The organism is Brachyspira pulli (genome assembly GCF_036997785.1).
Lineage (GTDB): Bacteria > Spirochaetota > Brachyspiria > Brachyspirales > Brachyspiraceae > Brachyspira > Brachyspira pulli.
In genome coordinates this window covers 25,455-46,430 of sequence record NZ_JAWLQI010000007.1, presented here as the reverse complement: position 1 = coordinate 46,430, position 20,976 = coordinate 25,455, and the positions used below count along the sequence as shown (strand labels likewise).

17 protein-coding genes and 1 pseudogene are annotated in these 20,976 nt (G+C 27.6%); 7 read left to right on the top strand and 11 right to left on the bottom strand.

Annotation, left to right across the window (positions count from 1 at the left end):
- Positions 1 to 191: 191 nt before the first annotated feature.
- Positions 192 to 2,147 carry a methyl-accepting chemotaxis protein gene (locus R4K56_RS03060; RefSeq protein WP_335772041.1) on the bottom strand — a complete coding sequence of 652 codons (1,956 nt, stop codon included), beginning with the start codon at positions 2,145 to 2,147 and terminating at the stop codon, positions 192 to 194.
- Positions 2,148 to 2,401: 254 nt separating this feature from the next.
- On the opposite strand from R4K56_RS03060, the gene ruvB reads away from it, so the two are divergent.
- The 4 genes from ruvB (at position 2,402) to R4K56_RS03040 (ending at position 6,403) form a co-directional block, all read left to right on the top strand.
- A complete protein-coding gene (ruvB, locus tag R4K56_RS03055; protein WP_335757148.1) occupies positions 2,402 to 3,448 on the top strand; it encodes a Holliday junction branch migration DNA helicase RuvB in 1,047 nt (348 codons plus the stop codon).
- Positions 3,449 to 3,507: 59 nt separating this feature from the next.
- On the top strand, positions 3,508 to 4,620 hold the full coding sequence (locus R4K56_RS03050; protein ID WP_335772040.1) for a M23 family metallopeptidase: 1,113 nt from the start codon (positions 3,508 to 3,510) through the stop codon (positions 4,618 to 4,620).
- Positions 4,621 to 4,674: 54 nt separating this feature from the next.
- Positions 4,675 to 5,613 carry a UDP-glucuronic acid decarboxylase family protein gene (locus tag R4K56_RS03045; RefSeq protein ID WP_335772039.1) on the top strand — a complete coding sequence of 313 codons (939 nt, stop codon included), beginning with the start codon at positions 4,675 to 4,677 and terminating at the stop codon, positions 5,611 to 5,613.
- A gap of 136 nt (positions 5,614 to 5,749) precedes the next feature.
- Positions 5,750 to 6,403, top strand: a complete 654-nt coding sequence (locus R4K56_RS03040; protein ID WP_335772038.1) for an Fpg/Nei family DNA glycosylase — start codon at positions 5,750 to 5,752, stop codon at positions 6,401 to 6,403.
- 97 nt (positions 6,404 to 6,500) lie between these two features.
- On the opposite strand, the gene R4K56_RS03035 is transcribed toward R4K56_RS03040, so the two are convergent.
- The gene (locus R4K56_RS03035) at positions 6,501 to 7,328 is read right to left on the bottom strand and encodes an EFR1 family ferrodoxin (protein WP_335772037.1); all 828 of its coding nucleotides are present in this window, start codon (positions 7,326 to 7,328) and stop codon (positions 6,501 to 6,503) included.
- Positions 7,329 to 7,936: 608 nt separating this feature from the next.
- On the opposite strand from R4K56_RS03035, the gene R4K56_RS03030 reads away from it, so the two are divergent.
- From R4K56_RS03030 to R4K56_RS03020, 3 genes are all read left to right on the top strand, one after another.
- On the top strand, positions 7,937 to 9,511 hold the full coding sequence (locus R4K56_RS03030; protein ID WP_335772036.1) for an aryl-sulfate sulfotransferase: 1,575 nt from the start codon (positions 7,937 to 7,939) through the stop codon (positions 9,509 to 9,511).
- Positions 9,512 to 9,538: 27 nt separating this feature from the next.
- Positions 9,539 to 10,438: a nicotinamidase gene (locus R4K56_RS03025; protein WP_335757539.1), complete on the top strand. Its 900-nt coding sequence runs from the start codon at positions 9,539 to 9,541 to the stop codon at positions 10,436 to 10,438.
- A 176-nt stretch (positions 10,439 to 10,614) separates the two neighbouring features.
- A complete protein-coding gene (locus R4K56_RS03020; RefSeq protein ID WP_297296692.1) occupies positions 10,615 to 11,676 on the top strand; it encodes an NAD(P)-dependent alcohol dehydrogenase in 1,062 nt (353 codons plus the stop codon).
- A 390-nt stretch (positions 11,677 to 12,066) separates the two neighbouring features.
- Here the strand turns inward: R4K56_RS03020 and R4K56_RS03015 are convergent, their stop codons facing one another.
- The 9 genes and pseudogenes from R4K56_RS03015 to R4K56_RS02975 all read right to left on the bottom strand — a co-directional run bounded on the left by R4K56_RS03015 (position 12,067) and on the right by R4K56_RS02975 (position 20,564).
- Positions 12,067 to 13,032, bottom strand: coding sequence for a KpsF/GutQ family sugar-phosphate isomerase (locus tag R4K56_RS03015; protein ID WP_335772035.1), 966 nt, complete (start codon positions 13,030 to 13,032; stop codon positions 12,067 to 12,069).
- Between the two features lie 24 nt (positions 13,033 to 13,056).
- A complete protein-coding gene (locus tag R4K56_RS03010; protein WP_297296696.1) occupies positions 13,057 to 13,185 on the bottom strand; it encodes a hypothetical protein in 129 nt (42 codons plus the stop codon).
- Positions 13,186 to 13,194: 9 nt separating this feature from the next.
- Positions 13,195 to 13,560, bottom strand: coding sequence for a YraN family protein (locus tag R4K56_RS03005; protein WP_335772034.1), 366 nt, complete (start codon positions 13,558 to 13,560; stop codon positions 13,195 to 13,197).
- An 8-nt stretch (positions 13,561 to 13,568) separates the two neighbouring features.
- Positions 13,569 to 14,804, bottom strand: coding sequence for an HD-GYP domain-containing protein (locus tag R4K56_RS03000; protein ID WP_335757542.1), 1,236 nt, complete (start codon positions 14,802 to 14,804; stop codon positions 13,569 to 13,571).
- A gap of 4 nt (positions 14,805 to 14,808) precedes the next feature.
- Positions 14,809 to 15,075 (bottom strand): EscU/YscU/HrcU family type III secretion system export apparatus switch protein, encoded by a 267-nt coding sequence (locus R4K56_RS02995; RefSeq protein ID WP_297296702.1) that lies wholly within the window; start codon positions 15,073 to 15,075, stop codon positions 14,809 to 14,811.
- Positions 15,068 to 16,144 carry a hypothetical protein gene (locus R4K56_RS02990; protein ID WP_335772033.1) on the bottom strand — a complete coding sequence of 359 codons (1,077 nt, stop codon included), beginning with the start codon at positions 16,142 to 16,144 and terminating at the stop codon, positions 15,068 to 15,070. The genes R4K56_RS02995 and R4K56_RS02990 overlap by 8 nt, the downstream gene beginning before the upstream one ends.
- 521 nt (positions 16,145 to 16,665) lie before the next feature.
- Positions 16,666 to 17,324, bottom strand: a pseudogene (locus tag R4K56_RS02985) (DUF4405 domain-containing protein).
- 427 nt (positions 17,325 to 17,751) lie between these two features.
- Positions 17,752 to 18,807, bottom strand: a complete 1,056-nt coding sequence (locus tag R4K56_RS02980; RefSeq protein ID WP_335772032.1) for a patatin-like phospholipase family protein — start codon at positions 18,805 to 18,807, stop codon at positions 17,752 to 17,754.
- A 2-nt stretch (positions 18,808 to 18,809) separates the two neighbouring features.
- Positions 18,810 to 20,564, bottom strand: a complete 1,755-nt coding sequence (locus R4K56_RS02975; protein WP_335772031.1) for a tetratricopeptide repeat protein — start codon at positions 20,562 to 20,564, stop codon at positions 18,810 to 18,812.
- Positions 20,565 to 20,976 lie beyond the last annotated feature (412 nt).

The following is a 20,976-nucleotide window of genomic DNA, read 5'->3' as shown; positions in this document are numbered from 1 at the left end:
TGCACTTTTTGCAACTTTGACGAAGTCCGCAGAGCGTGTGCGGCGGGAAAAAGTTGAATAAAAAATTGACAAACTTAAAAATTCTTAGTATATACCTAGACAATTGCAATAAAAATATTTCAAATACTATATTTATAAATAATATAATACAAAAAGTAAAATACTATTTATAAATATAATTTTTTTATTTTTTAATTATCTTTTAATTTAAAGAACTCTATCAATTTATTTAAATTTTTAGCTTCATTAAGAAGTAATTGAGAAGAAGAAGTAGCTTCTTCAACTAAGCTGGCATTCTGCTGAACAGAAGTATCCATTTGATTTATAGTTATATTAATTTGTCCTATTCCAATTTCTTCGTCTTTTGCAACCGAATTAATTTTTTGCATTAGAGTAGCGGCGTGATCCATACTTTCAGATATTTTTAAGAATGTATCTTTTGATTCTTTAACACTTGCAGCTGCTATATTAATTTTATCATTACTGTCAGCAATTAATGCAGTAATATTTTTTACAGATTCCTGAGTATTCTGTGCTAGGTTTCTAACTTCAGAAGCAACAACAGCAAATCCTCTGCCTTGATCTCCTGCTCTTGCTGCTTCTACAGAGGCATTAAGAGCAAGTATATTAGTTTGAAAAGCAATAGATTCTATTAATTTAGTAATATCCATAATTTTAGAACTTGCTTCATATACATCGTCCATTTTTGAAACACTTTCTTCTATTATCTGGCTTGCTTTTTCAGTATATTCTTTTGACTTCATAACTATTTCGGTACCATTATCTATATCAGCAACGGCAAGTTTTACATTATTAGCCATTTCAGCCATAGTAGATGCTGTTTCTTCCAAACTTGAGGCCTGCATTTCTGTTCTATTTGATAAATCATTATTTCCGGCAAGTACCTCATTAGCAGCATTTTCAACTGATATTGAAGATTGTTTTACAGTATTCATTACATTATTTAAATTATCTAAAGTATTTTGAACAGCATTGGCTATGATACCCCATTCATCTTTTCTGCTTGTAAATCCTGGAGGTGTTGACCAAGATATATCTCCTTGTGATAATTTTGTTAAATCTTGAGCCAATAATTTTATTATAATAACAACTCTAGTTTTTATGATGAAAGGTGTGATTATAAATACTATTAATAATATAGCTATTGATACTATAATCATCATATTTCTTATATTATTGCTGTCTTTAAGTATTATATAATTAGGAACAAATATTTTCATTCCCCAATTTTGACCAGTTTGAAGTTTTATAGGTACAAATATATATGTAGACATAGTTTTTAATGTGGCACTGTAATCTTCAAATATTACTGTTTGACCTGCTTTAATTTTATTTAATAGATCATTGTCTTTATAATATGGATAAGCATCATAAACATTTTTACCTACATAAGATTCATTTTCTGCATTATATAGTAAAGATCCATTATGATCGAATAAAGATGTTAAAGTATTTTCAAAAGGTTTTATATTATCCATTATTGGAGCCAATGAACTGATAAAAATATCTACTCCTGCAACACCTATAGTTTTTCCATTATATTTTAATGGTATAGACCAAGTATTCATTTTTACCATTTTTCCTGCAACTTCAAAATCATAAATAGATGTAATATGTGTATTTCCGGAACTTATAGGAGCAGTATAATAATCACTTTTTAATTCTGTTGAAGTCATGCCTCTAGCCTCAATAGAAGCTCCATTTCTATATACATAATCGGAAAACATACCTCCAGCCTCTGAATAATTAGGGTCATTAGTATAATCATAATCATTTCCCATAATATTTGGTTCAAATACTAAGAATAAAGCTCCTGTACCTTCTGGTAATGTGCTGAAGAAATCCATTGTTGTAGCTTTGTATGTATCTCTGTTTCTATTGCCTGATCTATATAAATTATCTACAGTATATTTAAATGTATTTAAACTATCAAGAGCCTCCTGAACAAGAGATTCAACTTTTGCTGCTTCTCCTTTGGCACTTTCTTCAAGTACTTTATATGATAGCTTTTTTGTAACATTACTAACAGATAAAATATTGATAGTTCCTGATATCATAAGCATGATAAAAAATGGAACAAGTATTATCATACTTATTTTAAATTGTAAACTATTTAGCATATTCATAAGATTTCTCCAAATATTGATTATAAAATTTTTATAATGGTATATTTTCGTATTATACAATAGTATGTGTTAATATACAATGTTTAATTAGTATTGTTGTTAAAAATTGTCCATAATATAATCTGTTAAACGAATTTTTCAGATGATAAAAATATAATAAAAAAATTACTTTATTGTAATAATTGTATTTAATATTTTTTAGTATATAATAGTGTCCTATTTTAAGATAACAAAAAATTATATATAAAAAATTTATGGATAAAGAAAGTATAGTAAATGCTGAAGAAAACTCTTTTGATAAGGAAGAAAATAATAATTCTATAAGACCAAAAGGTTTTGATGATTTTTTAGGGCAAAGCAATATAAAATCAAAATTAAAGGTTTTTATAAGCAGTGCTAAGAAAAGAGATGTTTCTTTGGATCATATATTATTTTACGGCCCTCCCGGACTTGGAAAAACTACATTGGCACAAATAATAGCAAATGAAATGGGCAGTAATATAAAAGCAACATCAGCACCTATAATAGAGCGTCCCGGTGATTTGGCTTCTATATTAACAACATTAGGTGAAAAAGATATATTATTTATAGATGAGATTCACAGATTAAGAACCGTAGTTGAAGAAGTACTTTATTCAGCAATGGAAGATTTCTTTGTTGATATAAAAGTAGGAGAGGGAACATCTGCTAAAAGTTTTAGAGTGAAACTTCCTCATTTTACTTTGATAGGGGCAACAACTAGAAGCGGTTTATTAAGTACTCCTCTTTATGACAGATTTGGAATAGTAGAAAGACTTGAATTCTATACTAATGAAGATTTAGCTAATATTGTGAAAAGAAGTTCTAAATTTTTAAATATTGATATCACAGATGATGCGGCAATTTCTATAGCTTCAAGATCAAGGGGAACTCCTAGAATAGTTAATAGGCTTTTAAGACGTGTTTTTGACTTTGCTACAGTGCATGATGTTTTAAAAATAGACGATAAATTTGCCTCCGATTCTTTGGAAAAATTAGGTATAGATAAGAATGGATTTGAGGCATTAGATAAACTTTATTTAAATACAATCATTAAGCATTATAATGGCGGGCCTGTCGGAGTAGATACTTTATCTGTATCTTTATCCGAACAGATAGAAACTATAGAAGATGTTATAGAGCCATATTTAATACAATGCGGATTTGTGAAGAGAACACCAAAGGGAAGGGTGGCAACTAATAAGGCCTATTCATATTTAAATCTTTCTTCTAGGTATGACGATAATTATAATAATGAAGAAAAAGGGCTTTTTGATTTTTAAGGAGGTATATTATTTTAATTACAGATGATAGTACAACAGAAAAGAAATCCAATACTCAATTGGATAAGTATTATTTAGAAGAAACTTCTAAAGATGTTAAAGGCCTTGCTAAACAGTTTGTAAGTAATTTTAAAAATACATCTGCTCCTACTGCTTCTTCTCCTTCTCATTTTGATATTAGTTATAAAAAAGCTGTTAAAATAAAGCCTTCAAGATATAAAGCCCCTAAGGCAAAAATAAAATTCAATAGAACTAAAAGATTCTTTCAGAAAATATATAATGCCACTTATGGTATAAGACATTTCTTTAAATCTATTGTAGATGCTGTAATGAGAAAAGGAAATCATGAAAGAAGTATATTAATATTTTATAATGATGAGGAACATGCTGTAAGACTTCCTATAAATAATTTCATGATAATGTTTTTAGTTTTAGTATTTGCATCTTTAGTTTATACTGGATATGATGCTTATGACAGACAAAAACAGGCTAGAATATTTTATAATACATTATCAGCAAGAGAAGCTAAAACTTATACCTTAATAGAAGATTATAAAAATTCATTGAATAGATTTTCAAAAGCATTAGTAAACTATAATAATGCTATGAAAAGTATATCTTATACAATAGATTATAATGATAATGGTACATTTAATAATAATGTAAATTATGTGGAAGCTACTAACATTAATAAAATGCTTAATGAAGTAGATTCATATCAAAAAAATGTTTTAGCATTTATGGAAGTATCTCCAAAAATACATAAAGAAATACCTTTAGGCTGGCCGGTTGCAGGAGGCGGAAGAATATCAAGCGGTTTTGGTGCTAGAGTTTCTCCATTCAATCAAGAGGAGAAAAGCTATCACTATGGTGTAGATATTGCGGGCCCTTATGGAACTCCTATACTTGCTGTTGCTGACGGAGTAGTTACTTTTTCAGGCTGGAGAAATGGATATGGTTGGTTTTTATTAATTACTCATGCCAATGGCTTTCAAACTGCTTACGGACATAATTCTAAACTTTTAGTTGATTATGGGGAGAAAGTTAAGAGAGGCGAAAGAATAGCATTGATTGGAAATACCGGACGTACTACAGGAATACACTGCCATTTTGAAATAAGGGTTGCGGGAGATCATAAAAATCCTATGCCTTATTTAAGTGCTAGATTCTAATAAATATTTATTATATAAAATATATATAAACAATATAACTAAAAGGATAATTTTATGAAAAGAATTATTGTAACAGGAGGAGCTGGATTTTTAGGCTCTCATTTATGTGAAAGATTGTTAAAAGAAGGAAACTATGTAATTTCTGTTGATAACTTTTATACCGCTTCAAAAGATAATATCAAACATTTAATTGACTATAGGAACTTTGAAAGTATTAGACATGATATTACAGAACCAATACATATAGAATGTGATGAAATATATAATTTTGCTTGTCCGGCATCACCTATACATTATCAAAAAAATCCTGTAGCAACTTTAAAAACAAATGTTTTAGGTATTATTAATATGCTTGATTTAGCTAGAGATTGCAATGCAAGAATACTTCAAGCTTCTACAAGTGAAGTTTATGGAGATCCTTTAGAGCACCCTCAAGATGAGAGCTATTGGGGACATGTTAATCCTAATGGTGTGAGAAGCTGTTATGATGAAGGCAAAAGAAGTGCTGAAACTTTAATGATGGATTATCATAGACAATATAAAACAGATATAAAAATTATAAGAATATTTAATACTTATGGTCCTAGAATGAATGAAAATGATGGAAGAGTGGTTTCTAATTTTATTGTTCAAGCTTTGCAGAATTTACCTATAACTGTTTATGGAGATGGAAGTCAGACTAGAAGTTTCTGTTATTGCGATGATTTAATTGATGGTGCTATAAGAATGATGAATAGTGAAAATTTTATAGGGCCTGTTAATTTAGGTAATCCTGCAGAAATGACTGTTTTAGAGTTCGCTCAAAAAATTATAAATATGACTAATTCTAAATCTGAAATTATATTCAAAGAACTTCCTAAAGATGACCCAGTAAAAAGACAGCCTAATATAACTTTAGCTAAAGAAAAACTTAATTGGCAGCCTAATTATAAATTGGAAGAAGGCTTAAAGAAAACTATAGAGTATTTTGATAATTATTTAAAAACAAGATAAAAATATAGTTTTATTATAATATTTTAAATGTGTAAAAATCAAATTTGTAATTATACATAGTAATTATAAATTTGATTTTTTTTTCTTTCATGCTAAAATAGCAAGTAAACATAATATTATAATAGGACAATCGTAGATGAAAGAATTACCCAATTTAATTAATTTAATAAATTCTATTAAAGGTGAAATTTGCTATTCTTACATAAATAAAATAGTAGCTATAGATAAACAATATAAAGAAATGGAAGATGTTGAAGGGCAAAAGATTATAGATGTATTAAGATATGGCGGATATATGCATTTCCAATTCTCACAAGATGCTATGCTTGTAGATTTAGGTCCTAATGGTTCTTTTGTACTTACTGAAGATGATACCTATGAAAACAGCATATTAAAATTAGAAACTGATCATGGCAACTTCTTTGTAGTAGATGACAGTAAAGATAATGAAGAAATAACAAAAATAATTCCTATATGGAAAGACTCCACTACAATGCCTCAAATAGGTTATGACCCTCTTACAAAACAATTTAATTATAATCTATTTTGTCAGCTTTTAGCAGATAATGACACTACAGTAGAGAAATTAATAAAAAATCCTCTAATATTAAGCGGTATAGGTAATGTATATGGTGATATGATATTAAAAAGAGCATCTATAACTAAAAAGACAAAAACTTCAGAAATTAGTAAGGCTAAAGCAAGAGAAATATTTGATGCCATAAAGCAGGTTCTTAGAGAGGCTTCCGGAAATATAGAAGAAGAAGATAGCGATTCATCAGAAGAATGATAAAATGATAATAATAAAAAAGCCCAATGAAATGCTATTCATTGGGTTTTTTTCATTAATATATTATAATCATAGTAAGTTTTATATTTATTGAATATTAGTAAAATAGCTCAGGTTCAGCCCTTCTTTCAAATTGTTTTTCAAGATCATGCTGATGGTATAAGAAACCTTCATCATCATAATATCTGCAATGTTCAGGGCATTTCTTTATACAAGCTCCGCATTTTATACATTTGCCTACATATTTAGTTATATCATCAAAGTCTATTGAGGCAAGAGGACATACATGTGCACATGTTTTACAATTAGTACATTTAGATGTATCTACTTTTGGTTTTACTTTTAATATATCAATAGCATGCTCATGTTCATCTCTAGGTATATAATAAGGTCTTATAGGATCATTTCCTTTTACTTGTATTGGTTCTGAAGGAATATCATTATTATTTTTTATTTTTTCTGCAACTTTATCAGCAAATAATAGAGCTTTTTGCATATCGCTTTCATCTGGTCTTTTAGCAGCAAGTGTATATGAGAAAGCATGCTCTCCAATAAAAGCAGCACCTGCTATAGTTCTAAATCCGTTTTCTTCTAAAGTGTTTCTTAACTCTATTAAAGAATCATCAAAATTTCTATTTCCAAATAAAACAATAGGTACAGCTAATGCTCCTGAAGCTTTAATATTATTCTTATAGAAAGGAAGCATAACATTTGGTATTCTTCCTGCATAAGTAGGGCTTCCGCATATTACAAGTTCATTTTCTTTAAACTCCAATACTTTTTCTCTATTTTTTGGAAGCGAGAAATTATATTTTTCAAAGGGTACATTTAATACTTTAGCTATATGTTCACCTACAAAGGAAACTATTTTCTGAGTAGTTCCAGTGCCGCTATAATATATTGAATAAACTTTATTTATAGTCATATTGTATACCCCCTTAAAGTATTTAAAACACATGCTAATATTATGTATCTTTATTTTAATATGTCAATACAAAATTAGAAAAAAATAATAAAATTTACATTTATGTTACAAATACTTGCTTTATTAAAACAGATAATAATACAATTAGAAAAATAAAATTACTATATTTAATATTTTTTTATAAGTCCCGCCCTTTATTCTATATAGTTTTATTTAGAATTTTTGTTTAATTAAGTTTTTTATTTTTTAAGAAAAAGCAAGCCCGCCCAAGCGGTGTTTAGATTTATGGTGTATTTACCGCACGGTGAACAAATTTAAAATATGAACTGATTAATAATATAATTAAAATTAAGTATATAATTTTATTAACCGTGCGTTGTGTAGATAATAAATTAAAAAAATCTTGGGTGGGGCATACTTTTTATATTTAAATAATAAGTATATAAAAAATAGAAATTCAAAATAAAACAAAAATGATATAGGGTGGGGAGTGTAAATAAAATTATTTTTTAATATATAAAATTTGTATTATATTTGAATTTGATGTTGCATAAAAATCTATTATTATTTAGAATAAACATAATTCTATATTTATATGGTATTTATATATGAGAAAAGTTGTTTTGTTTATAAGCATATTAATTATATTGTTTTCATGTTCCAAAACTGAAGTTCCATTGCCTGATGATAAAATAGGGGAGCTTGTATTAAATCCAAATGGACAGACTCCATTATCATTGGTATATAAAATGGATACTAATAATAATTATCCTGTTACAGTTATTACAGAGGGCAGATTAGGGGATAATGATATAATTTTTACTTATCCTAAAAATTACGGATCAAATTTTGCAATTCATGGAATGTATTCAGAAAATACAAATACCATTCATATAATTAATGGGACTAATAGAATATCTACTAATATAGTAGTTGATAAACTTTTTATAGACGGACTTTATGTTCCTGCTACAAACAGAGTTATAAGAAATTTAGAAGAGGAGAAAAATGTATATTTTTATAATGATAATGGTGAGAGAGTTTTTACTAATTTAAAAGATAATAATGAAGAAATATATTTTGCAAGCCCAGTTATAAATAAAAGCTGGAAAGGTCTTTTTTTAATGGGTGTAAGCAGAAATGGAAATTTAAGATATGTGAATTATTCTAACTTTTATCTTACTAATGAAATAGCAAAAGTTATAGATGAAGATAATGATATAGTAATTTATGATACTATGGGAGTAAGTGATTTACTTGGAAATGCCAAACTTGATGTTACTAAATTGTATATAGGTGTTCATCATGATGTTATAAGAAAGAAATCAGATAGTAATTATATAATGCTTGCCAATTCTGCTTGGGGTGTAGAGGATAGAATTTGTGAAGTAGACAGCAACAGCAATATGATAAGAGATTTATATGTAGGCGATTTGATAAAGAAGATAGTTAATGAAAGTGGCGATGAGGCAGAAAAAGAGTATTTAAAGAAACTTATATTTGATAAGGACAATAAATATTACAGTATAGGCAGAAAAAAAGATTTCCCTATGGATTGGGCACATTGTAATTCATTAGTTTATGATGAAGCTAATGATATACTTTATTTATCAGTAAGAAGTTTAGCTATTATGGCAGTAGATTACAGTGAATGGGAACTTATTTGGTATATGGCTGATGATACATTAGATACTATGGAATCATACAATCCTTATGGAAGATATTTAAAAGACTTAAAATCATTTGATCCTTATAAAGTATTAGGAGACGGCAATACAGACGGCCCTAAAAGTCAGCATGCTTTATTTTTAATATCAACTAATGTTATAGCTATGTTTGACAATCAAGGTGATGAAGATGAAAATCCTAATGGTTCAAGATATGTAGAATATAAAATCACAGGCTCTCATGGTAATTGGAAGGCTGAAAAGATTTATGAATACAAAACAGCAGACAAATTGTATTCTCATTATATATCCGATGTGGATTATTTAACTAATGGAAATATTTTACTTGATTTTGGGAATAATTCTCAAATAATGGAGGTTAACAAAGAAACTAAAGAAGTACTTTATCAATTGAAATTTGGCTTGAAAACTTGGGGAATTTATAGAATAGATAAGATGCCATTCTATTATTCTCCGGAATATATTTTTAATGAAGACAGTTCTTTAATAAAATGAAGCAGTATAAAAAATGGGGATTGATGCATGCAAGATATATACGAAAAAATAGTAAGCGAAAAACATATAGGTAAGGAAGCAAATCCAATAAATCAATATGATATATTTTCTTTAGCAAGCAATTATGCGAGAAATAATTCCAATAATAAAAGTAATGGAATAGGTTTGGTAATAATAGATATTCAAAGGGATTTTGTAGATCCTAAACGCGGGGCTTTGCCAGTTAAGGGAGCTGTAAAGGATGTGCAAAAAATAATACGTTTTATATATGAGAATTTAGAGGATATATACGGTATTTATATAAGTATGGATACTCATTATTATGATTCTATATTTCACCCATATATGTGGAAAAAGCCTAATGGTGAAGATGTAGAACCTTTTACAGAAATTACTTTAGAAAAAATCAATAAACATGAAATAATACCATTATTCAAAAAAGAGCAAATAGAATACGTTAAAAGACTTGAAGAAGAAACTGGGAATAAATTAACAATTTGGCCTTATCATTGTTTGCATGGTACTGACGGCTGGCTTATAGAAAAACAGCTTAATAATATGCTTCTATTTTTTGAGCGTGCCAAAGGAACCAATATCAATAAAATAATTAAAGGTACAGAAAGGTTTACAGAGATGGTTGGTGCTATAAGGCCTGAAGTAACAACATCAGAAACAAGATTTTTTGATATGGCTTGGATATATGAATTAAAAAACTACAAAGAAATATATATATGCGGTGAATCTAAAGATTGGGGTCTTTATGAAACAGTATATCAGCTTTGCGATATGTATTCCGGTGATAAGAATATTACTAAAAAAATTAATGTTATGATGAATTGCTGCAGTGCTGTTGGTGATAATACCAAAGCCAATAAAAAATATGAAGAATTATCAAAAACTTACGGCATTAAATTAATAGAAGTGTAATATCTTTTGTGTCACATTAATAAAAATAATTTTATTCATTAAATTATGCATATATAATAAAATATAGTAATATTTTAAATTTATTTTTTATAATATTTTTACTTTTTTTGACTTTTTCAATTATAATTATATACTATATATTATATAAAAAATAAAAACTCAAAAGGAGTGTAAATATGAAAGGATATGCTATGCTAAAAATAGGGGAATCAGGCTGGATAGAAAAAGACAGACCAGTTTGCGGCCCTGCTGATGCCATTGTAAAACCTTTGGCTGTTGCTATATGTACTTCTGACGTACATACATTATGGGAAGGTGCTATAGGTGAAAGACATAACATGATTTTAGGTCATGAAGCTTGCGGAGAAGTAGTAGAAGTAGGAAGTTTAGTTAAAGATTTTAAACCTGGTGATAAAGTTTTAATACCAGCTATTACTCCTGATTGGAACAGTGTAGAAGCTCAAGCTGGATATTCTATGCACTCTGGCGGTATGCTTGCTGGTTGGAAATTCTCTAACTTTAAAGACGGTGTATTTGGTGAAGTATTCCATGTAAATGATGCTGATGGTAACTTAGCTCTTTTACCTAGCAATATTGATCCTGTAGATGCTTGTATGCTTTCTGATATGGTTCCTACTGGATTCCATGGAGCAGAATTAGCTGATGTACAATATGGTGATAGCGTACTTGTTATAGGTATTGGACCTGTTGGACTTATGGGTGTTGCTGGAGCTGCTTTAAGAGGAGCTGCTAGAATTATTGCTGTTGGTACTAGACCTAATTGTGTTGAAGCTGCTAAAAAATATGGTGCTGAAGAATTTATAAGCTATAAAAATGGCCCTATAGATGAACAAGTTTTGAAAATGACTAATGGAAAAGGTGTTGATAAAGTTATTATTGCTGGCGGCGGAGTTGAAACTTTTGCTGAGGCAGTTCGTTCTTTAAAAGCTGGCGGTAAAATCGGAAACGTTAACTATTTAGGTAAAGGTGATTATATACAAATTCCTAGAGTTGAATGGGGTGTTGGTATGGGTCATAAAGCTATACTTGGCGGACTTATGCCTGGCGGAAGACTCAGAATGGAAAAACTTGGTGCATTAGTTTCTTCTGGAAAATTGAATGTTCATCACTTAGTTTCTCATGTATTTGATGGTTGGGAAAATCTTGAAAAAGCTTTATTTATGATGAGAGATAAACCTGCTGATTTAATCAAACCTGTAGTTAGAATTGAAAAATAATTTTTTATAATTCTTGATATCATAACTGGCAGATATTTTTTAATGTCTGTCAGTTTTTTTATATAGTTCTAAAATAATTAAAAAATTAAATTATTTTTTTTGCGGCAGTAAAATATTCTATTATATTTTTTGCTTATTTTACATATCCCGCCCATTAGTTTTATTGAGTATTTTCTTACTTTATATTTGAGTTCATTTATTGCGATTATTAGAAAATAGAAAGCCCGCCCTAGAATTATTTATATTTTTAATGTTTTTACCGCACGGTGAACGAAATTAAAGATGTGAGTAATATAAAAATATAATTTAGGCTATATATTTAGAGGCATTAAACGTGCGTTACAATATATTTTTGTAAAAATAGGAATTACAATTAATTTTATTGATTTATTAAAATGCTTTGATTTTTAGAATATCATGGATATGAACTATTCCAATAGGTTTGCTACTTTCTTTATCAACAACAATAAGATTTGTGATTTTACCTTCCATTGTATGGAGGGCTTCACCAATTAATGTATCTTCATAAATGACTTTAGGAGAAGTATTCATTATATCTTTAACTTCTTTATTTAAGATATTTGCTATATTATCATCTTTAACGAGTAATCTTTTTAAATCGCCGTCAACAATAACACCTTTTAGAGTATCATTATCATCTACAACAATAGCAATACCAAGTTTACATTCTATGATTTTGAATAATGCTTCTTTTAATGTAGTAGTGAGATTTATGATAGGGAGGTTATCAGTATGCATTATAGATTTTACTTTAGCCAATTGTCTGCCCAAACTTCCGCCTGGGTGGAATATAGCAAAATCTTCAGCTTTAAAACCTCTTAATTCCATTAATGCAGTGGCTAATGCATCGGATAAAGCTAAAGACGCTGTAGTACTAACAGTAGGAGCTAATTTTAGAGGACAAGCCTCCTCTTTAACATAAGTTAATATTGTGATTTTAGCATTTTTAGAAAGTGTAGATTTAGGATCATTTGTAATAGCTATGTATGGAATATTTTGTCTGCATAACCAATTAACAAGCTCTATGATTTCACGCGATTCTCCACCTTTAGAATAAAGTACGCAGCAATCATCTTTAGTTATCATACCAAAATCGCCATGCATACATTCATTTGGGTCTACAAAGAAACTAGGCGTACCTGTAGAGGCAAAAGTGGCAGCTGCTTTTCTAGCTATATGCCCGCTTTTACCTACTCCAGATGTTATTACTCTTCCTCTAATTTGAAAAAGCTCTTTTACAGCATTTTCAAAATTACTATCTAGCTTGTCAGATAAATATTTAAGATTCTCACTCTCTAATAAAAGAGTATTTTTGCCGCGTTCTATTATATTCATACAAATCTATTAATAACCTTTAAATTAATCTATTACTGCACTTATCAAGTGACCTGCTAATCTTTCTATTGCTTTATCAATATATTTTTTATCTTTCAGCTTTTTTTTGTATAAGTCAATTTTCTCAGGATTAATTTTTACTGCTGTCTTCATACGATACCTCTAAATAAATATATCTTCAATGAAAGATATTTCACGTTTGTAATGGGTATCGTCTATTAAAACTGCCCCAAAGAAACATTTTTGATTTAAACTTAATCCTTTTGTAATTAAGTATTCCTCAGCCGCCTCATAGAGCCTTTTTTTCTTACGCTCTGATATTGAGTAAGCTGCATATCCAAAACTTCCCTGTCTTCGATATTTAACTTCTATAAACACAATAACAACTCCTTTTGTCATTACTAAATCTATCTCGCCTCTTGTCTTTTTAGCTATAAAATTCCTTTCTAAAAGCGTAAAACCAAGATTCTCGAGATATTTCAAGGCAATGTCCTCTCCTAGATTGCCTATCTCTTTTTTGTTAGTCATTTTTTATATTACTTTTCTTCTTCTGAATCTAATATCTTTGTTTTTACCTCCTCTAAAAAGTCAGTATCTTTATCAACACCAGCTATAAACAATTGGTTTGTTTCTAGTAAATTAATAGTTTCACCGTCCTCTATAAATTCACCATTTTCATTAGACACTATTTTGATTATAGGTCTTATTGGAAAATTAGGGTTAGTAGCAAAAACAAAGCCTTTTCTCTTATCATTTAAAAGTACAATACAGCCTATAGGATATACAGTAAATATGCTTACAAAAGTTTTTGATATATTTGGATCATATTTTGTATTAGCTCCATGTATGATTTCTCTTACAGCATCTGATAAAAATATATTCTTTTTTGAATTATCTGTGTTTTTATCTAACATTAAATTGAAAGTAGATTTTTGTTCATTTATTTTGTTTTTAGCAAGAGATATTCTTCTGTATTTTAGCATTTTCTCTACTGTATGAGCAATGCTGACTATTTTGGCATATAAATGTATTTGATTGCCGACAAGTCCTCTAGGATATCCTTTACCATTAAAGAATTCATGATGGGCTAATGATATCATTGCTAATTCATCATCAAATCTAAAACTGGTTTTCATGATTTTATATCCGTAAACTGTATGTTTTTTTACTTCATTATATTCTTCTGTAGTGAACCTGCCTATTTTATTTAATATTTTGTCAGGTACTTTAACTAACCCTATATCATAAAGCATAGCACCTACACCAAGTTTTTTCACTCTATTTTCAGAGAACTTCATTGCACGGCCAATAATCATAGATATCATTGATACATTTAAAGATCTTATATAATATTCATCTGCTCTTGGTAAATTAGCTATGTTAAATAATTGAAGTACACTATTAAGATTTCTATTTACTATATCCAATATTTCATCTATTATTTCATTAAGTTCATTAATGTTTACTATATTATTATTTTTATAATTACCTAAACTTGTTTTTACTTTCTTTATTATATTTAAATAAATTTTCTTAAAGACTTTATACTCTCTTATAAATTTGTCAAAATCAGCATTTACTTCTGGAATATCAGAGCTATTAGTATCCTCAACAAATACTTCATCTATATCCCATTTTTGGAAACGGGCTATATCAGCATCTTTTAATTCTATAAACCCAGTAGAAGCAAGAAAATTATTATGAAGATATATATCTTTTTTTTCTGCTTTAGTTTTTATATCGTTAATATTTATTTTAGTTAATTTTGCCATTGCTTTATTCTGCCTTTAATTTATATATATATTTTAGTATTATACTTACAGCCTCATATAGTGAATATGGTATTTCTTCTCCTATTTCTAATTGCATTAAATGCTTAGCAGTATCCTCATCAGAAACTATAGGAACTTTATTCTTATGTGCTATTTCAACCATTCTTTTCGCTAAATAGTGGCTTCCCTTAGATATAACAACTGGGGCATTATGTATTTCCCTATCATATAAAAGGGCAACAGCGTTTTCTATATCTTGCTTATTATTCATTATTCTTCCCCGCATAATTAATTTCTGTTTCTATATTTTCAAAACTTCTCAGCAATTCATTAATCTCTTCTTTATTACATCTATTATATAACTTTTTGTCAAATAATATAATACTAAGCAAATATTTTTCTTCATTATACTTTGAAATTTTTATTTCACATAACTCTTTATTATCATCATAAGCAGTAAATGTAAATTTATTACTGTTTGTATTTTCATCTTTATTTACATAAAGCAATAGTTCTTTTACTTCCCCATCTATTATAAATGGTATAGGGATCATAAAAGTAGTTTCTTTAAAATTCCTATTTTTTCTATTAGAAGATAATACTTTTAATAGAAGCATAAGCATATTAGAATTATCAGAAGGCAATTCATTATGAAGCATGTCAAAGAGCATAAACCATGCATTAAAATTAGCATTTGCATGTATATATTTATTTAAATTTTCTGCTAGATCATCATTATTACCATTTGCTGCAACACTATTAAAAAGCATTAGTAATATTTCGGTTGTTTCATCGTTTTTGTTAGAGTTTTTTATAATACCCAGTAGGTCGTTAAATTTGCTGAAAATATTTCCTAAAGAGTTTATTTCTTCTACCGTTAAATATATGCCATTAGACATGGCATTTAGTATGAACTTTTTTTTATTGCTGTCTAAGTCAGGAAGATATTTCAATACCGTTTCAAGATATTTGATATTTTCATAACTAGGTTTTATTCCTTTCTGTGAAAGTAAAGTTGATATTTCTGAGTTATTTTCAGCTATATTTACCAATACATTAGCTTTATTGGAATGCATATTTTCTCTGGCTTCTTTTAGGCTGGCAGCATCTTTTAAGAGCGTTAAAGTTACTTCGCCGTTTTTCTTACTTACTAATGCAAAGCCTTTATCAGTCATGCCGTTTTTAAAAAGTGCTATGACTTTATTGCCCATAATATTTATTAATGCTTTATTAGAATCTAATTTACGCATTACAGAATATCGTACAATATCGCCCTCTTTTATTTGTGATGGGGCTTTATTTTGAATCAGATTAAAATATTTATTATTTATATTAATCATATACCTATTATATATTTTTTTATTTATTTGTTAATAGTTATTTTAAAATTAAATTATATAAAATTTATGAACGCACGGTTAATGGTATAAAAAGTATAATTTCATTAATAATATAAATATTTCATATAAGCAAAATGCATTTGGCGTGCGGTGATGGCATATCAAATTTAAACTCAGCTTGGGTGGGCATGCTTTTTTAATTTAAATAATAAGTATATGAAAAATAGAAATTTTAAATCGGAATAAAAAATTTAGAGGGTGGGGTGTGTAAATAAAGTTTTAAAATTTAATTACACTTGCCCGCCCTTTATATTTAAAATTTTATTTTGTAATTTTCATGTTGTATTTCTTTTAAACTTTTGTTGTTATTTTAACTGCCCACCCAAAATTTTTTTAAGTTTATAATGCATATACCGCACGATGAATGAAATTAAAAATATAAATTGATTTATAATATAATTTTTGTTATATTATAGGAATTTATTAACCGTGCGTTAAATAATTTATCTATATTATTAGTACTATTTTATCATATCCCTTTTGTTTAATTTATTACTTAATATATGCAAATAATATGTTATAAATATAAATAGTCCCATTATGGCGACATGGTCCATAAAGAAAAATATTGCTGGTTCTTCAACTTTAGGCACTCTTGTAATTACAAACATTTGAATATAAAAACCTCTTTTTATAAATGAAACTATTCCATATATAGCTATTAATAAAGCGATTATTATGTATATTTGTTTTTTTATATTTATAAATTTTTTACTCATATTTATAAACATACCCCAATGCATTCCAAGATGTATAGACATCAATATAAATCCCCAATGGCTGCAAACTATATGCAGTTTTTTATTAAATACTTTGATGTTTGTAAGATTAAAAAAATTAACTACATCTTTATTAAATAATATTCCGCTTATAATTAATCCAAGCATACATATAAAAAGCATAGTATTTATAAATGTATTAAGTGATCTGTTAAAACTATATTTTCCTTTGGTCAGATTTTTATACCAATTAAAATTGAGTATATGATGAAGTACAAAAAATATAAAAATCAAATATCCTAATATTCATGTATGGTACGTCCTGTAAAATAATAGTTCATTAAAACAAAAAATAGAATAGTCATTATTATATCTACAAGTATTTTAATCGTATTTCTCATCTATAATTCTCCTCCTGCTTACGATATTAGTTAATTTTTATTAAAATATATAGTATGCTATTTACTTTATTAGACGAATTATACGATTAAAAGTTTCTTATATAATTTATTTTTTTAATAATTTTGTACAGAAAAAATTATTTTGATTAGACTATAAGCATATTTTTGTATGCGATATAATACGAAATAAGTTTAAAAATTTAATTACACTTGCCCGCCCTTTAGGCTTTTTGAATTATTCTGTAACTTTTAAATTATTTTTCTTTTTAGCTTTTATTGTTATTTTAGCTACCCGCCCAGAATTTTTTTAAATTTGTGATGCATATACCGCACGGTGAATGACATTAAAAATATAAACTAACCAATAATATAATTTTTGTTATATATATGGATTCATTTAACGTGCGTTAAATAAATTTAAAATTTGTTATTCAAGATTTTTTTTGTTTTGTTCTTCCAAATAATTTTTTTTATTTTCATCAATATTCATAAATGATTCCATAGTACTGTTTAGATTTGACTTTAATTTTTGCCTTTTTTCAAGAGCCTGTTTTCTATTTTGCTTGAATGCTTTTTCATGATTTCTTATGATGTCTAAATCTTTCACTATACCAGCCTGAGCCCTAGCAATATCAACAACTACTTGTAAAATTTCTTTAGCATCATTATAGCCTTGTGCAATTCTTCTGTATGCACCTTCTGGAGAAAAATCAAGTACTCCTGTTATCATATTTCCTAAATCTTCTTTCGGGCATATTTCATAAATGTTAACATTCTCTTTTCTGTATTTTAATATTTCTTTTCCATCAAAATGTATTACTATAATATCTGTGCATCCTATATTGAGTAAAGGTTTAATAGGCGAGTTGTCTTTTATACCTCCGTCCCAATATGATTTTTTGCCTTCTTTGTATATATTATCTTGTATATTATTTATTTCCTGCATAGGAAAAATAATAGGTATTGCTGAAGTGGAAAGAAGTATTTTTTTGATAGTTTCTTTATCTTTACCATTTAATTGGAAATATTGAGTTTTAAATGTAGGAAATTCTGTGCAAGTGGCATATATAGGAAAATACATTTTTGATATAGCATCTAAATCAATATATTCATCTATTAAATCAGAAAGCCCTTTTCTTGAAAAAACACCTTTAAATACCAAAGTTTTTAAAAAGTTAAATATAGCAATAGCAGTATTATGCGGTATTGAAAGAATATTCATTATTTGAGAGAATATAACTTTTATATCTTCTTTTTCAACATCAAGACTTAAAATTTTATCCTGTATTTTCTGCGTCCATAAAGTTTCAGCCAGCTCATAATCATTTAGAGCAAAAAGACAAGCATTAAGCCCTCCTACCGAAGTACCGGAAATAGCCTTTATATTATTATCAAGCCCAACCTCTTTTAAATACTTCCAAACGCCGATTTGATAAGCACCCTTACCGCCGCCGCCGTCCAAAACAAGCCCTAATTTTTCCATTTTTACTTACCTTTAAATAGTTTATTTACTTGAGCCATTACATTAGCTACACCAACAAGTATAGTTTTCTTACCATATTCAATTTTTTTGCCGTCAAATATGATTATATAATATAAGTAGTAATATAAATCAGTTCTAAATTGATTTTCTATTTTAAAACGATCTTTATGTTCTGGATTTAAATATATTGCCATATTTAAAAGACTTTCTATTAGCTCTTTATTGGCATTATTTTTTGCTGCTACTTCAGCTTTATTTATATATGCTATGTCGCTTTTATCATTGATTTTTATGGCTTCATCATAATACTTTATAGCTTCATTATAATTTTCTAATACTCTATATATTACACCTAAATTTAAATTAGCCTCAAAGTTATCAGGTTCTATTTCTAAAGCCTTAATCATATAATCTTTAGCTTCTTTATATTTTTTAGCAAAGAATAAGCTCATTGCAGTATAGTAATTATTATTGTAATCATTTAAGCCTTTTTCTATAGAAAGTTTATAATTATTGGCAGCTTCATCATATTTTTTTAATGATAAATTTACTTTTCCCATTAATTGATATAATTCTGCTGTATCTAATCCTTCATCTTTTGCCTTATTTAATAAATAAAGAACCGCATCAATATTTTTATTTCCTTTTAATAACTCTAAGGCTATTTCATATCTTGTATATTTAGGAGGCTCAATTACTTTTATATCTTCTTCAATATTATAATCTTCATCCATTATATCTATGATTAAATTATCAATATTTTTCATCTCTCCTAATATTGATATGGATAAATCAAAGTATGAATTTTCTTTTTCCAAATCCATATTCAAATTATTATAAGAATAGTTTTTTAATAAGTTTAATATAACTTCTTTTCTGTCTTTTGATGACATTTCAACAATGCTATCTGTAATATATTTTTCTTCATTCTCCAATTTTTCTATTTTCTTTATATTGCCTAATATTGGCATTGTAAAATCTTCAATATAGTTTAATTTTTCTTTATCGAATGCTTTAAAAAATTTATCTGCAATGCTTGAGTTTGATATCAATGTATCATAAATACTTAAAAGAGAGATTTTATCATCAGACTCTATTCCTATTTCTTTCATAACATATCTTAAATTCATTAAATCTGATTCTATATATAGAGATTTATTTGTTAAAAAGAATTCGGATATAAAATATAAAAACTTCTCATTGATATTTAAATCTGTAAATTTCACTCCGTTTATATCATGATGTTTTATGAAAATAACTAAATCATGTATATTAACTTTACTTTCTAGTCTCTTCATGCTCTTGGACATTTCAATAAATTTGTCCATAACCTGCTTCATAAATTCATTCATTTGTAAATATATTTGATTAATCTCTTCATCTATTGCATTTACAAGGCAATTTAATTTTAAGTTAATATTTTTTATCATTTCAAATGTGAGTTTATTATGCTCTGCCAATTTCTGTATCATTTTTATGCAGGCTATTTGTGAAACAGCAAAATCTCTGTCTATTTCTCCTCTTATTTTTCTATTTTTTCCTGTTACATTGCATAATAAATTTTTAAAAAATCCCTGTCTGCATAATTCTCTAGCTCTATTTTTTCCAGCATTAATTCCAAAACTTGCCTCCATAGCTAATTGGGTAATTTCTTTAGAATCATCTTTACATTGTTCATATACACTGTCAATAAAACTGTCTATATCTTGTTTTTCTTCATTTGATAAATCGTTTTCATAAGGAAGCGGGAAAGTCATAAATTGATCTCCAGAATTATAAATATAGCTTATTATATGTCTTTTTGCTTAAAATTCAAGTTTTATTTATTACACACTCTAATCAATGATTTTGTTTAAGCATAGTTTTTTATAATTTTTAAAATTTAATTACACTTGCCCGCCCTTTAGGCTTTTTGATTTATTCTGTAACTTTTAAATTATTTTTCTTTTTAGTTTTTACTGTTATTTTAGCTGCCCGCCCAGATTTTTTTTAAATTTGTGATGCATATACCGCACGGTGAATGACATTAAAAATATAAACTGATTAATAATATAATTTTTGTTATATAATAGGATTTATTTAACGTGCGTTAAAAAAATCGCCATAGGGATTATTAGTCCCTATGGCTTTGGAGTAAGTATGATTAAAAAAACTAATTTGTAGGAGAAT